Genomic DNA, 13,209 nt, shown 5'->3' with positions numbered 1-13,209 from the left:
TTCAGCCGGCCAGTAGCGGCTTCAGTTGGGCCGCACCGGTTTCGGCGAGCCAGGTATCGAAAGTGCGCAGACCCGGATGGATTTCGCGAAGGGCGGGGATATCGGCATGCCAGCCCCTGCCCTCTCGTGACATCCGCCAGACATTGATGATCGAGTCGCCGAGTGTGCTCGCCTCGGCCTCCGAGACTTCCTCGTAGCGCACCGGGTGGCCGGTGACCTCGCTGATCTTCGCGGCCGCGGCCGCCATGGTGCGCGCGTCACCGGCCAGCTCGATCACATGTCCGTGGAAGCGTTCCGGATCGGTGAAGGCCAGCACCGCGAAGTCCGCGACATCGTCCAGCGCGACCATCTGGATCGGACGGCCGGCGGGGAACAGGTGCCGGTGCACACCATTGTGGATACCGTCCACCACCAGGCCGCGTGCCAGATAGTTCTCCATGAACCGGACCGGGCGCAGGATGGTCCAGTGCAGACCGCTGGCCTGTACGGCCTTCTCGATGCGCCGTTTGCCGTTGGCGCCCCACGAATCCTCCTGATCGAACGAGGCGATACCCGTGAAGACGAGGTGCTCGACGCCGGCGGTGCGGGCGGCCGCGACCAGATCCAGGCCGCGCCGCGCCTCCAGTTCGATATTCCAGCCGTCGGGCCCGAATACCGCGGGCGGCACCAGGAAAGCCGCACGCGCGCCGGACATTGCGGTCGCGAGGGATTGCGGATCGTCGAAGTCGCCGTGTGCCAGTTCGGCGCCGGCGGCCGCAAGCTCCTGTGCCGCAGTCGATTCCGGGTCCCGCACCAGTGCGCGTACCGGACGGCCCGCGGCCAGGAGCCGGCGCGCGGTCGCGCCGCCCTGCTGTCCGGTCGGGCCGGTGACCAGAACCAGGTCATTGTGAACCGGCCCAGCATTGTGAACCGGCCCAGCATTGTGAACCGGCCCAGCATTGTGAACAGACATTGCCACCCTTGTCGTTTCGGTAGTATTCGGGTCGGACGACCCGAATACCGACGCTACGAGTGGGCGTATCCGGTTGGCCAGCACCGGAAAGGAACGGCGTAACGAAATGACCGCAGCAACTCCGGTCCGCTCCGGACCCAATGCCCGCGCCGATGCCCGCCGCAATCGCGCCCTCGTACTGGCCGCCGCGCAGCGGGCTTTCGTCGAGTCCGGCACCGAGGTGTCGCTGGCCGAGATCGCGCGCCGCGCCGGGGTCGGCGCGGGCACCGTGCACCGGCATTTCCCCAGCAAAAACCATCTGCTGGAAGCGGTTATGCAATTGCGCATCGACCGCCTCACCGCACTCGCACTGGGGTATCGCGATGCACCCGGCGCCGGCGCCGCCTACTTCGCCTTCTGCGCCGAGGTGGTGACCTCCACCATCGGAAACGGTGCGCTCTGCGAACTCTTCGACAATGACGGCTGGCCGCGCGACGGCCTGCGCGAGGCGGGGGAGCGCTTCCATCTGGCGCTGGGGCAATTGCTCGCCGCCGCACAGCGGCAGCACGCGGTGCGCGCCGATCTCACGGTGCCCGATGTGCTGGCCCTGTTCACCGGATGTGTTGCCATCCAGCGCATATCGACGACCCAGCCCGGTCTCGCCCGGCCCGCGGCACTCGTCTTGGAGGCCATGCGCGCGACCACCCCCGACCGGCGCGTAACGAAACCCCGAAATCCCGCCGCTGCCCGTGACGAAAACGTCCCGCATAACGTCACGGCGCTCTGCCCGGTCTGCGCCACCCCGCTGCGCCCGACCGGCACCGGCCGCCCAGCCCGCTACTGCTCACCCGCCTGCCGCCAGAAGGCCCACCGCCGCCGCCATTCCGTAGCCGCCGCCGGAACAGCGGCAGATGCGGTCGTCGTTGCCACTGCCGCCATCGCCGATACCGGCGGCATGACGGCCATCGCCACTGCCGCCACTGCCGCCATCGCCGATACCGGCGGCACGACGGCCATCGCCGCTGCGGGCGCTACCGCAATTGCTGTCAGAGCGGCCGCTGCCCCCGGTCACCACACGGCCAATTAGGCTGGCGGATATGGCAGAACAGAGCGATGGCCGCACCCTACCGGCGACAGTGACGCGCACGATCGAGCTGGACGTGCGGCTACCCCAGCCGAAACTCACCGAGCGAGTCGAGGTCCGCCGCATTCGCATGGCCGCGGGCACCCACGCGGGACTACACGTCCACAACGGCCCGGTATTCGGCAGCATCGTCACTGGAACCGTCATCTTCCAACTGGACGGTGAGCCCGAGATCGTCCTCGGCCCTGGCGATGTCTTCTACGAACCCGAGACTGCCCGCATCGCCCGGTTCGACGCAGGCGACACCGACGTCGAATTCCTCGGCTACTTCCTGCTCGCCGCCGACCAGCAGCCCGAACTCGAATTCCCGGAGTAGCAGGCCTGATTCGTCGCCGCGCCGCTGTTTGCCGAATACCCCGGCCGAGGGCGTGTCACACCGGCGGCTGAATTCCACTGTCGCAGTGGCCTGCCGCCGCACGGCTCGCTGAGGTGGAAGCGCACGCGCCGGTGCAGCTTTCGATCAGATCTGTGAACCATGCAGCAGGCGTCCTGCCGTGCAGGGCTCTCCCAGGTCTTGACAGCCGAACCCGTCCTGCGCCTGTCCGAAAAAGCAACGGGTCCAGGTTATTTCGTGCAGTCGCATGCCTGTTCGCGGTTATGGGGTCGTGCCCATTGCCGCCATCGCCTGGGGGAGGAAGGCGCGCAGTGCGTCGAAATCGTAGAAGCGGTTGAGGTCGTCGGGGCCGGGGTGGGTGCCGTGGTGGAATTCGGTGGTGACCGGGACGTCGTGCGGGTGCAGTGCGGCGACGAAGTCGTCCGTGAGGTGGCGGATGAGGACTTCGAGTGCGGCGAAGCGGGCTTCGGTGGAGGCGTCGTCGTGCACGCCGGGGAGGCCGTCGCCCGCGCTGACGTACAGGGATGTCCCGCGCAGCCGGTCGGCCAGATCCGTGGGGTTGTGCGCTGCCCAGTTCGCGGCCTGCGCCGTACGGTCTCCCCAGATGCACGGATCGGCGGCGTCGAGGATCACCGGCACCGTGCCGGAGAGGCCGTCGATGTTCACCGCGCCGGAAAGCGCTGCGGCAGCATCGAATACGCCGGGGTTGCGGGCCGCGTAGGACATGGCGCCGAAGCCGCCCATCGAGCTGCCCGCGACCGCGCGATGTCCGGTGGTGCGGAACGTGGCGTCCACCCAGGGCAGCAGTTCGCGCAGGTGGAAGGTCTCCCACGCCGGCGGCGGGAACGGCACCGGTCCGTTCAAGGGATCCGATCCGCTCACCGGAGTGCCGTACCAGTCGCTGTAGAAGCCGCCCGGGCCGCCTTCGGGCTGCACCACGATCACGGGTGTGTCCCCGATGACCTGCTCGACCTCGGCGGCGGGCCAGGTGGTCGGTGAGTTGTTGGCTCCGTGCAGATGCATCAGAACGGGGTAGCGGGCGGTTCCGGTCTCGTACCCGCTGGGCAGTGTGACCCGGACGCGGACGAGCCCGTCCGGCGCGATGTCGCCGACGGCGGCGGACCGGAAGGTGTAGAGCGTGGTGCGCGAATCCACCGGGGTGCTCGAGACGGGGACGAGTCCAGCCGCCGGCGCCGACGTTCTCGGCAGGCACTGCGGTGCGTCCTGTGCGGTCGCGGGCCCCGCGCTGAGCACCCCGGACAGCAGCACCGGGGCGGCGATCGCGGTCCAGCGGCGCCTCATCGGGCCCGCCCGGACTCGCTACCGCGGGGGCCGATGCTGGTGGTTGTGGCGGCCTCGGTGCCGACTTCCTGGTCGATCATGGCGTCTCCGTGCTGTTCACATACGCTAATTCGTATTAGTTCTCCGACGATAGTGAGGGCGGCCACAGAACGCAATAGACTGCGGGCAGGTGACGAGGAGTGAGGTGCAGCTTGGCGCGGGTGACAGCGCGGGACGTCGCGCAAGCGGCAGGCGTTTCGCAGACGACGGTGAGCTTCGTGCTCAATGATCGGGCGGACCAGACCATCTCGGAGAGCACCCGGCTGGCGGTCCTCGATGCGGCCCGCAGACTCGACTACGTTCCCTCCGGCGCGGCACGGAACCTGCGCCGGGGGCGCAGCAATGTCGTGCTGTGCGTGATTCCTGACATTCCGGTCACGGAGGTCATGGAGGTTTTCCGCCGCGGACTGAGCCGCGTGCTCGAGGCGTCCGGATTGACGTGCGTATTCCTGCACACCGAGGACGGCACGCAACTCACCGGGCTGTGGTCGCATGTCGACCCGGTTGTGGTGCTGTCCTTCGGCGCTCTCGGCCGGGCCGACGCCGAGCACATTCGCCGGACCGGCGTCGCCCTCATCGATGATCTGCTCGGCACCTCCGGAAAGGCCCTGACCGGCCTCGACCAGATGCAGATCGGCGAGCTGCAGGTGCGGCACCTCGCCGCGCGCGGGCACACCCGAATCGGGTTCGGCACCGTCGGCGATCCCCGCGAAGCCGCCTTCTGCGCACCGCGCCTGCATGGTGCGCAGCAGGCATGCAGCGGCCTCGGGCTGCTCCCGCCGGTCGTGTTTCCGGTCGAATACACGCGAGCGAGCGGTCTCGCTGCCGCGCGGCACTGGGCCGATCACCAGGTCAGCGCCGTCGCCGCCTTCAACGACCTGGTCGGGTTGACCCTGTTGGCCGGTGCGCGGGATGCCGGACTCGGGGTGCCCGAAGACCTGGCGGTCGTCGGCGTGGACGACCTGCCCATGGCCGCGCTGGTCTCCCCGCAGCTGTCGACGGTGGCGATCGATCCACTCGTCCTGGCCACCGCACTCGCGGGTCACATTGTCGCCGCCGCTGGAATGCCCGAATCTCCCACCGAGCCAAGTGGATCCGCACTGCGGCTCATCGAGCGAGAGTCGACCTGATCGATCGGCCGGCGTCCGCGGAGAGCTCCGCATCGGGCGCATCCACTGCGCGAACACCTCGGGACGGTGTAACCTTCTGCCCCACTGGGTTCCGTTAACGTCCGAGGTCAGGCGCTCGGCTCGACTTGAATTCCGGTCGAATGGGAGATCTTGCGCCATGCTCGGAACCAGGCAGCATACGCTTCGCACCATCAGCAGATGGACTCTGGCACTGCTGATCTCGACCATCGTGGCGCTCGGTGCCCTGTCGGCCGCAGCGGGTCCGTCCGGCGCCGCGACAGGCGGCGTCCCATCGATCGCAGCGCGGATCCAGTCGGCGTCAGCGCCCGGGCCGAATATGCCCGCGCCCGCCCGCCGCGGTCACGGGCATACGCACCACCACTTCTTCGGTTCGTCGAATTCCCACTCCGGCGTGGGCGGCGCCATCGCGGTCGTGGTCCTGCTCCTCATCGTCGGCGTCATAGGCGCAATCGTCTTCGTGATCATCCGGATTCGCCGCCGGCGGCGCTGACAGACTCCTGACCACCGGCGGCTGTTCACTCCCGTTATGAATGCTGTTGTGGCCGTGGGCCGTCGATCATGATCTTCATGACTCGGTCAACCGCGTCGGTGTAGGACCGGTCGGAATCTTCGGTGACCTCTTCGACCAGGTGCGCGCGGCCGGTGATCTCTATTTCGATGCCGTCAGCCGAGTCGGCCTGCCGCACTGGTCGAAAGGCCGCATCACGCTGCTCGGCGATTCCGCCTCCAGCGTCTCACTTTTCGGCGACGGCTCCAGTCTCGCCATCGCGGCCGCGCATACCCTGGCCGAGGAATCGGGCTCGCGGCGAACCGGACACCGCGCCGCGCCGCTACGAACAGCGGCATCGCCGGGTGGCGGGCCCCAAGCAGCGTGGCGCCCGCGCGGCCGGGGCTTTCATCGTGCCCGGCAGCCGGCCGGCAATCCTGCTGCGCGACACCGCTGTCCGCTTCGTGCGCTGAGCGCGGCCCGGATCAGAGCAGATCGCTGACATCGTCCGGAACGTCTACGGCGTATTTGCGGAGAGTTTCCATGGGAACCACCTCGAGCGCGTTCTCATGGGTGGCGGCCAGCACCACCGGCGCCGCCACCCCGTCCTCATGGGCGTGCAGCCAGCGCACCGCCACCACGCACCAGCGGTCACCGGGTTGCAGGCCGGGGAAGTTGTTCTCCGGTCGCGGAGTGAGAAGGTCGTTGCCGATCGACTTCTGGTGCTCCAGGAATTCTGCGGTCACCACGGTGCACACGGTGTGGCTACCAAGGTCTTCGGGACCGGTGCTGCAGCAGCCGTCCCGGTAGAAGCCGGTGAGAGGATCGGTGCCACACTCCTCCAGCGATCCCCCAAGCACATTTCGATCGGTCACGCCGCCGATCCTATTGTCTCGGTGTCGCATTCGCCGCTCCTTCCGCAGTGTGGTGCGTTGATGAACAGACCGGTCGGTCGCAATCGGGCCTGAAGCCGGCCAATTCGGCGCGTTCATAGCCGCGATGCATTGACGTGTGCTAGGCAACACGGCTCCGGAACTCGTGGGTAGGTGTGTGAAACCGGCAATAGTCGGGCCTCTGAAAGGATGGGGGTGTGACTGCACAAGCTTGGATCCTCATTGCCGCTATCGCTGCGGTCCTGCTGGTGGCGTTCGTTTCCGGATTCGTCCTGTACAAGCGCCGCCGCATCTCCCTGACCCCGGCCGCCGAAGAGACGCACGCGGAGCTCACCGACCGGTCGGGAGGGTATGCGGCGTCGGGAGGATTCAACTTCAGTCAAGGCGGCGGGGCGGCCACGCTGCCCAAGCCGGCGCCCGAGCCCGAGCCCGTGCGCATCGAACGCACCGATACCGATGGGCAGCCGCAGATCGGCGACGATGCGGCAGTCCCTCGTGATTCGGGCAAGCGCACCATCCAGGACATTCCGCTACCTGCTCCGGTCCAGGGACCAGAGCTCGCGCCTGAGGCTGTCGCTCCGGCCGGGGAGCAGACCACCGAGGCGGTAGCACCTACCGAGACGGTCGAGCCGACCGCGGCGCCCGCCGAAGCCGAGCCCGTCGCGCCGGTGGAAGCCGCAGCGCCCGAGGTCATCGCGCCTTCCGCGCCCGGCGAGACCGCTGTCGACACTGTCGTTGTCGCAGACGACACCGTCACCCCCGCCGCGCCCGAACTCGACATCGACTTCATCCCCGAGATCGACCCCACCGCGGGCCGCCTGACCCGCCTGCGCGGCCGTCTCGCCCGCTCCCAGAACGCCGTCGGCAAATCCCTGCTCGGCCTGCTCGGCGGCGGCGACCTCGACGAGGACTCCTGGGAGGAGATCGAGGACACCCTGGTCATGGCCGATCTGGGCACCGCCGTCACCGCCACGATCGTCGCGCGGCTGCGCGAGGAGATGGCCGCGCGGACCGTCCGCACCGCCGACGAGGCGCGCGCTGTGCTCCGCGAGGTGCTGATCGAGGCCCTGCGCCCCGAACTCGACCGCTCGATTCGCGCCCTCCCGCATGCCGATCATCCGGCCGTGCTGCTGGTCGTGGGCGTGAACGGCACCGGAAAGACCACCACCACAGGCAAACTCGCGCGCGTCCTGGTGGCCGACGGCCGCCGCGTCCTGCTCGGCGCCGCGGACACCTTCCGGGCCGCCGCCGCCGATCAGCTGCAAACCTGGGGCGAACGGGTCGGCGCGGACACCGTGCGCGGCAGGGAGGCCGCGGATCCGGCCTCGGTCGCCTTCGACGCCGTCAGTGTCGGCATCGAGCGTGGCGTGGATGTGGTGCTCATCGATACCGCCGGCCGCCTGCACACCAAAACCGGCCTGATGGACGAATTGGACAAGGTCAAGCGGGTCGTGGAGAAGCGGGCCAAGGTCGACGAGGTGCTGCTGGTGCTCGATGCCACAGTGGGTCAGAACGGGCTCACGCAGGCCCGGGTTTTCGCCGAGGTCGTCGATATCACCGGCGTCGCGCTGACGAAGCTGGACGGTACGGCCAAGGGCGGCATTGTTTTCCAGGTGCAGCACGAGCTCGGCGTACCGGTGAAACTGGTCGGTTTGGGCGAAGGCGCGGATGACCTCGCACCCTTCGAACCGGGCGCTTTCGTGGACGCTCTGCTCGGCTGAGCAGTACCGAACTGGGCGAACCACGCGAATCACCACAAGCCTCACGTCCCACGCGTAACAGCGGTGCGATTTCGGAAACCTGACCGAAACAGTGCAATCTCATCCGTTCACCTACGCGAAACGCCGCAGGATCACGTCGGAAACACCACTTGCGCAACCTTCATGTCAGGCTCGTTCGCCGGTTGCGGCAGAGCCCGAGATGAGGAGGAACGAAGGTGGCTTATCCCTTGCTCGGTGTGCCGGACACCGGCGACACCGCATGGATGTTGGCTAGCTCCGCGCTAGTGCTGTTGATGACGCCTGGACTGGCGTTCTTCTACGGCGGCATGGTCCGTGGCAAGAACGTCCTGAACATGATCATGATGAGTATCAGCGCGATGGGTCTCATCGGCGTGCTCTGGGTGATCTACGGATTCTCGGTCGGCTTCGCCAACGACAAGTTCGGCGGTCTGATCGGTGACCCCGGCCAGTTCTTCGGTCTGAAGGGCCTGATCGGCAGCAATGGCGCGGCGGCAGTCGCAGCCGACGCGGCGAACGGGGTGACGGCCGCGGATGCGGTCAAGATCCCGCTCGCCGGCACTATCCCGATGACCGTGTTCGTCGCTTTCCAGCTGATGTTCGCGATCATCACCGTCGCCCTGATTTCGGGCGCCGTCGCCGACCGCCTGAAGTTCGGCGCCTGGCTGCTGTTCGCCGGCGTCTGGGCAACGGTCGTGTACTTCCCGGTCGCGCACTGGGTCTTCGACGCGGACGTGAAGGACGCCGCGGGCAATGTGATCCACCACGGTGGCTGGCTGATCAACAAGATTCAGGCCATCGACTTCGCCGGTGGTACCGCGGTCCACATCAACGCCGGTGCGGCGGGCCTCGCGCTCTGCATCGTGCTCGGTAAGCGCAAGGGCTGGCCCACCACCCCGATGCGCCCGCACAATCTGACCATGGTCATGCTCGGCGCCGGTCTGCTGTGGTTCGGCTGGTACGGCTTCAACGCCGGTTCGGCTGTCAGCTCGAACGGTCTCGCCGGTTCGACCTTCATGACCACCAGCATCGCCACCTGTGCCGCCATGCTCGCCTGGCTGCTCGTCGAGAAGATCCGCGACGGCAAGCCCACCACCCTCGGTGCCGCTTCGGGCATCGTGGCCGGTCTGGTCGCCATCACCCCGTCCTGCTCCTCGGTCAACGTGCTCGGCGCGCTGGCTGTCGGCGCCGTGGCCGGTATCGCCTGCGCACTGGCCGTCGGCCTGAAGTTCAAGCTCGGCTTCGACGATTCGCTCGATGTTGTCGGTGTTCACCTCGTCGGTGGTGTCATCGGCACCCTGATGATCGGTTTCTTCCTGGCTCCCGAGTCCGGTGCCTCGCAGGGCCTGGGCGGCGCCAAGGGCATCTTCTACGGCGGCGGTTTCGATCAGCTCGGCAAGCAGGCCATCGGCGCCTTCTCGGTGCTGGCCTTCTCCTTCATCGTCTCGCTGATTCTCGCGTACGCCATCAAGTTCACCATCGGCCTGCGCGTCGACGAAGAAGCCGAGTTTGTTGGCTTGGACGAGTCGGAGCACGCTGAATCGGCATACGATTTCGCTGCTGTGGGTGGCACGGCACGTTCCACCGCCGTCAAGGAGGCATGACGCAAATGAAACTGATCACTGCAATCGTCAAACCGTTCACGCTCGAGGATGTCAAGACCGGGCTGGAGCAGGCAGGCGTGCTCGGTATGACTGTCAGCGAAGTGCAGGGCTACGGACGTCAGAAGGGCCACACCGAGGTCTACCGCGGTGCGGAGTACTCCGTCGACTTCGTCCCGAAGGTCCGGGTCGAGGTAGTTGTGGACGACGCCTCCGTCGAGAAGGTCGTCGAGGTCATCGTCGAGGCCGCCCGTACCGGCAAGATCGGTGACGGCAAGGTCTGGGTCACCCCGGTCGAGGCCATCATCCGGGTTCGCACCGGTGAGCGCGGGTCCGACGCTCTGTAGCAGCATCGTTCGAGCGGCGGCCCCGTTCTCGCCGGATGACCGGCCGGGACGGGGCCGCCCTCGTGCTCGCTGAGAACAACTACACATTCGAAGACCCAAAGGTTCGCGGCCCGTCTCGTTCTGGACTGAGCGGAGCGGGGGAGCGAAGCGGAGGAGCGCAGGGAGGGAAGAACGAGACTCCCAGGGCCGCGAACCCGCCCGCAGCGAAGTGGAGGGCAAATTAGATACAGGTGGTGGGTTTGTGGGATTCCAGCAGGCACGCGACGAGAAGGGCTCCGAGGAGACGATCTCCAACGGCGCTTCGGATCTGGTCCGGGCTCGAAACCAACTGCTCGCCGAGCACCCCGGCGGCCGCACCGCCCGCCTGGAACCCGAGGCGCTGCGCCAGGCGCTGGTGGACCTCTACGAATTGTGGCTGACGACAAAGGGACACGAGGTCGGCATCACCGCCGACAGCGGTCTGGCGATCGTCGCCGTGGGCGGTCTGGGACGCCGTGAGATGCTCCCGTACTCGGATCTGGATCTGGTACTGCTCTACGACGACGTCGATCCGGCGCGGGTCGCCGAGGTCGCCGATCAACTCTGGTATCCGCTGTGGGACGCGCACATCAAGCTCGACCACAGCGTGCGCACGGTGCCGCAGGCGCTGCGCGTGGCCGCGGACGATCTGACCGCGGCATTGGGCATGCTGGAGGCCCGCCATATCGTCGGCGACGAAGGTCTGAGCAATCTGCTGATCAGCGGCATACGGCGGGACTGGCGCTCGGGGGTTCGCTCCCGGTTCGACGGGCTCATCGCACAGGCCGAAACCCGGTGGCGCCGTAGCGGAGAGATCGCGCACCGCGCCGAACCCGATCTCAAGAACGGCCGCGGCGGACTCCGCGATATCCAGCTGCTGGACGCCCTCGCCATCGCACAGCTGACCGATGCCATGCCGGGGCTCGGTCCGGATGTGCCGGGCGGCGGGCTGAAGCAGGCGCATCGCCGATTGCTGGACGTTCGCACCGAACTGCATCGGGTCGCCGGTCGCGCCCGCGACCAATTGCGCGCCCAGGACGCCGATGAGATCGGCGCCGCCCTGCGCATCGGCGACCGCTTCGATCTGGCCCGCACGCTCAGCGATGCGGCCCGGACCGTCAGCTATTCGACCGATGTCGGATTACGGACCGCGGCGAACGCGCTGCCCCGCCGCGGACTCGCCCGCCTGCGCCGCATGCCGGTGCGCCGACCACTCGATGAGGGGGTGGTCGAGCACTCCGGCGAGGTGGTGCTGGCGCGCGATGCGCGGCCACAGCGTGATCCCGGTTTGATACTGCGGGTGGCCGCGGCTTCCGCGCAGTCCGGATTGCCCATGTCCGCAACAACTTTGAACCGTCTCTCCGAGGATGCTCCCGAGCTGCGTGAGCCGTGGCCCAAGGAGGCGCTCAACGATCTGCTGGTGCTGCTGGGCGCGGGTCGCGGCACCATCGACGCCATCGAGGCCCTCGACCGAACCGGTTTGTGGGGCAGGCTCTTTCCGGAGTGGGGCGTGGTGCGGGATCTGCCGCCGCGCGATGCCATGCACACCTGGACCGTCGACCGTCACCTCATGGAGGCCGTCGCGCAGGCCGGTGCGCTCTCCACCCGCGTGGCCCGCCCGGACCTGCTGCTGATCGGGGCGCTGCTGCACGATATCGGCAAGGGGCGCACGGAGGATCACAGTGTGGTCGGTGCGGAGCTGGCCACCTCCATCGGCCGGCGGCTCGGACTGTGGCCGTCGGATGTGCGCACGCTCTCGGCCATGGTGCGGCAGCACCTGCTGCTGCCCGATACCGCGACCCGCCGCGACATTTCCGACCCGGATACCGTGAAAATGGTGGTCGAGGCCCTGCACGGCGATCCGCTGCTGCTCGAATTGCTGCACGCGCTCGCGGAGGCCGATTCGCTGGCGACCGGGCCGGGCGTCTGGAACGACTGGAAGGCCTCGCTCATCGGCGATCTGGTGCGCCGCTGCCGATTGTCCATGGCGGGGGAGGAGCTGCCGCAGCCCGAGCCGATTCCGGACGATCTGCGCGCCCGCGCCGAAAACGGCGGTGTGCATGTGGAATTGAAGCCGGGCGACGGCCGCTACACCCATATCGTCACGGTGGTCGCGCCGGACACCGCGGGCCTGCTCTCGGATGCGGCCGGAATCCTGGCCCTGCATTCGCTGCGGGTGCTCTCGGCCGAGTTGGTGAGCGTCGCGTCTTCGGCGATCGACACCTTTGTGGTCGCGCCGCGTTTCGGTGATCCGCCGGATCCGGGTCTGCTGCGCCAGGAATTGATCAGGGCGATAAACGGAGATCTGGACTTGGTTTCGGTGCTCGCGCGCAAGGAACGGGAAGCCGGTGGCACCCAGCGAAGTCCGTTTGCGCAGGCGGAGCCGCGCGTGATTTGGGTGGATGCGGCGGAACCCGGACGGGTGCTCCTGGAATTGCGCGCGGAGGATCGTATCGGTTTACTGAGTCGTTTGGCAGCCGCTTTCGCGGAATGCGATGTAAATGTGTCGTGGGCGAAGGTGGCCACGCTCGGCGCGGCGGTGGTGGACTCGTTCTACCTGGATCTCGGCGCCTCCGACACGCCGGAACGCCGCGCGGAAATCGAAGCGGCGGTGCTTTCCGTGGTGCCTCCGCAACAACCGAAGAAAACGCCCGAATCAGACACTGAAATAGGATCAACCTCGGGTTTCTGACCATTCGCCAGGTTGCTTGATTAACTGGCAAACCGTACGTTTGCCAGTTAATCCGATCGTTGCACGTAATTTGCTGAAATACCGATCTGGCGGTCCGCGTTCCCCCCTAATATCGCCCTCAACCAATGGTGTCGCGCGTATGAGGGGAGCTGGTCGGTGGCAATTGAAGTTGTTTCGGCGTCGATGATGACGAGCGATATGACCCCGCATATAGCGCGCTGCGTAGGCGGTGATCGCTGGGTGGTTTCCTGGCTGCCCGGTCGTACCCTCTCCGGTCAGCAGGCGGTGACGGCCATGACCATTGCCGGGACGGTGACCATGCCTCCGGTGACCGACTCCGAATGGATCACGCTCGACGGTCTCGCCCTCGAACTCGGGCTCACCGCCCGCGAGGCGGTCGGCATGGTCGCGAGCGAGCCGCACGCCCTCCGGCGCCCCTCCACGAAGCCGCGCCCGCGCAGTCTCGAATAGCCTGGAATAACAGCTCACCGCGGATCCCACTACCCTGGTATCTCGAGTGACGTCCCTCGA

Annotated in this window: 13 protein-coding genes; 10 read left to right on the top strand and 3 right to left on the bottom strand. The window is 67.4% G+C overall.

Annotated elements, in window-relative coordinates; all coding sequences use genetic code 11:
* Position 1 precedes the first annotated feature (1 nt).
* Entirely contained in the window at positions 2 to 952 is a 951-nt protein-coding gene (locus OG716_RS21010) for an NmrA family NAD(P)-binding protein (RefSeq protein WP_405139175.1), read from the bottom strand.
* Between the two features lie 106 nt (positions 953 to 1,058).
* Between OG716_RS21010 and OG716_RS21005 the strand changes: the two genes are divergently transcribed.
* Both OG716_RS21005 and OG716_RS21000 read left to right on the top strand, forming a co-directional pair.
* A complete protein-coding gene (locus OG716_RS21005) occupies positions 1,059 to 2,018 on the top strand; it encodes a TetR/AcrR family transcriptional regulator (RefSeq protein ID WP_405139174.1) in 960 nt (319 codons plus the stop codon).
* Between the two features lie 10 nt (positions 2,019 to 2,028).
* Entirely contained in the window at positions 2,029 to 2,391 is a 363-nt protein-coding gene (locus OG716_RS21000) for a cupin domain-containing protein (RefSeq protein WP_405139173.1), read from the top strand.
* Positions 2,392 to 2,670: 279 nt separating this feature from the next.
* Here OG716_RS21000 and OG716_RS20995 read toward each other — a convergent pair whose 3' ends face one another.
* Positions 2,671 to 3,711, bottom strand: coding sequence for an alpha/beta hydrolase (locus OG716_RS20995; RefSeq protein ID WP_405139172.1), 1,041 nt, complete (start codon positions 3,709 to 3,711; stop codon positions 2,671 to 2,673).
* Positions 3,712 to 3,911: 200 nt separating this feature from the next.
* Between OG716_RS20995 and OG716_RS20990 the strand changes: the two genes are divergently transcribed.
* From OG716_RS20990 to OG716_RS20980, 3 genes are all read left to right on the top strand, one after another.
* Positions 3,912 to 4,880 (top strand): LacI family DNA-binding transcriptional regulator, encoded by a 969-nt coding sequence (locus tag OG716_RS20990; protein ID WP_405139171.1) that lies wholly within the window; start codon positions 3,912 to 3,914, stop codon positions 4,878 to 4,880.
* Between the two features lie 157 nt (positions 4,881 to 5,037).
* On the top strand, positions 5,038 to 5,391 hold the full coding sequence (locus OG716_RS20985; RefSeq protein ID WP_405139170.1) for a hypothetical protein: 354 nt from the start codon (positions 5,038 to 5,040) through the stop codon (positions 5,389 to 5,391).
* Positions 5,392 to 5,431: 40 nt separating this feature from the next.
* Complete coding sequence (locus tag OG716_RS20980) at positions 5,432 to 5,890, top strand: hypothetical protein (RefSeq protein WP_405139169.1); 459 nt, start codon at positions 5,432 to 5,434, stop codon at positions 5,888 to 5,890.
* On the opposite strand, the gene OG716_RS20975 is transcribed toward OG716_RS20980, so the two are convergent.
* The gene (locus tag OG716_RS20975; RefSeq protein WP_327144786.1) at positions 5,874 to 6,263 is read right to left on the bottom strand and encodes a DUF2237 domain-containing protein; all 390 of its coding nucleotides are present in this window, start codon (positions 6,261 to 6,263) and stop codon (positions 5,874 to 5,876) included. The genes OG716_RS20980 and OG716_RS20975 overlap by 17 nt on opposite strands.
* Before the next feature lie 215 nt (positions 6,264 to 6,478).
* Between OG716_RS20975 and ftsY the strand changes: the two genes are divergently transcribed.
* From ftsY to OG716_RS20950, 5 genes are all read left to right on the top strand, one after another.
* Positions 6,479 to 8,002, top strand: coding sequence for a signal recognition particle-docking protein FtsY (gene ftsY, locus OG716_RS20970; protein ID WP_405139168.1), 1,524 nt, complete (start codon positions 6,479 to 6,481; stop codon positions 8,000 to 8,002).
* Between the two features lie 263 nt (positions 8,003 to 8,265).
* Entirely contained in the window at positions 8,266 to 9,624 is a 1,359-nt protein-coding gene (locus OG716_RS20965) for an ammonium transporter (protein ID WP_355130031.1), read from the top strand.
* 5 nt (positions 9,625 to 9,629) lie between these two features.
* Positions 9,630 to 9,968 (top strand): P-II family nitrogen regulator, encoded by a 339-nt coding sequence (locus tag OG716_RS20960; RefSeq protein WP_297628039.1) that lies wholly within the window; start codon positions 9,630 to 9,632, stop codon positions 9,966 to 9,968.
* A 241-nt stretch (positions 9,969 to 10,209) separates the two neighbouring features.
* Positions 10,210 to 12,678, top strand: coding sequence for a [protein-PII] uridylyltransferase (locus OG716_RS20955; RefSeq protein WP_405139167.1), 2,469 nt, complete (start codon positions 10,210 to 10,212; stop codon positions 12,676 to 12,678).
* A gap of 156 nt (positions 12,679 to 12,834) precedes the next feature.
* On the top strand, positions 12,835 to 13,149 hold the full coding sequence (locus OG716_RS20950; RefSeq protein WP_327144789.1) for a hypothetical protein: 315 nt from the start codon (positions 12,835 to 12,837) through the stop codon (positions 13,147 to 13,149).
* Positions 13,150 to 13,209 lie beyond the last annotated feature (60 nt).

Origin of the sequence: Nocardia sp. NBC_01388 (genome assembly GCF_045040085.1) — a bacterium.
In the GTDB taxonomy this organism is placed as follows: domain Bacteria; phylum Actinomycetota; class Actinomycetes; order Mycobacteriales; family Mycobacteriaceae; genus Nocardia.
The sequence above is the reverse complement of the archived record's forward strand: the minus strand, read 5'-3'. Positions and strand labels throughout refer to the sequence as shown.

Excerpts from the sequence above, each read along its gene's own strand:
- OG716_RS20985 (WP_405139170.1), top strand. The coding sequence starts at position 5,038 with ATGCTCGGAACCAGGCAGCATACGCTTCGCACCATCAGCAGATGGACT.
- OG716_RS20965 (WP_355130031.1), top strand. The coding sequence starts at position 8,266 with ATGTTGGCTAGCTCCGCGCTAGTGCTGTTGATGACGCCTGGACTGGCG.
- OG716_RS20980 (WP_405139169.1), top strand. The coding sequence starts at position 5,432 with ATGCTGTTGTGGCCGTGGGCCGTCGATCATGATCTTCATGACTCGGTC.
- OG716_RS21010 (WP_405139175.1), bottom strand. The coding sequence starts at position 952 with ATGTCTGTTCACAATGCTGGGCCGGTTCACAATGCTGGGCCGGTTCAC.
- OG716_RS20960 (WP_297628039.1), top strand. The coding sequence starts at position 9,630 with ATGAAACTGATCACTGCAATCGTCAAACCGTTCACGCTCGAGGATGTC.
- OG716_RS21005 (WP_405139174.1), top strand. The coding sequence starts at position 1,059 with ATGACCGCAGCAACTCCGGTCCGCTCCGGACCCAATGCCCGCGCCGAT.
- OG716_RS20995 (WP_405139172.1), bottom strand. The coding sequence starts at position 3,711 with ATGAGGCGCCGCTGGACCGCGATCGCCGCCCCGGTGCTGCTGTCCGGG.
- OG716_RS21000 (WP_405139173.1), top strand. The coding sequence starts at position 2,029 with ATGGCAGAACAGAGCGATGGCCGCACCCTACCGGCGACAGTGACGCGC.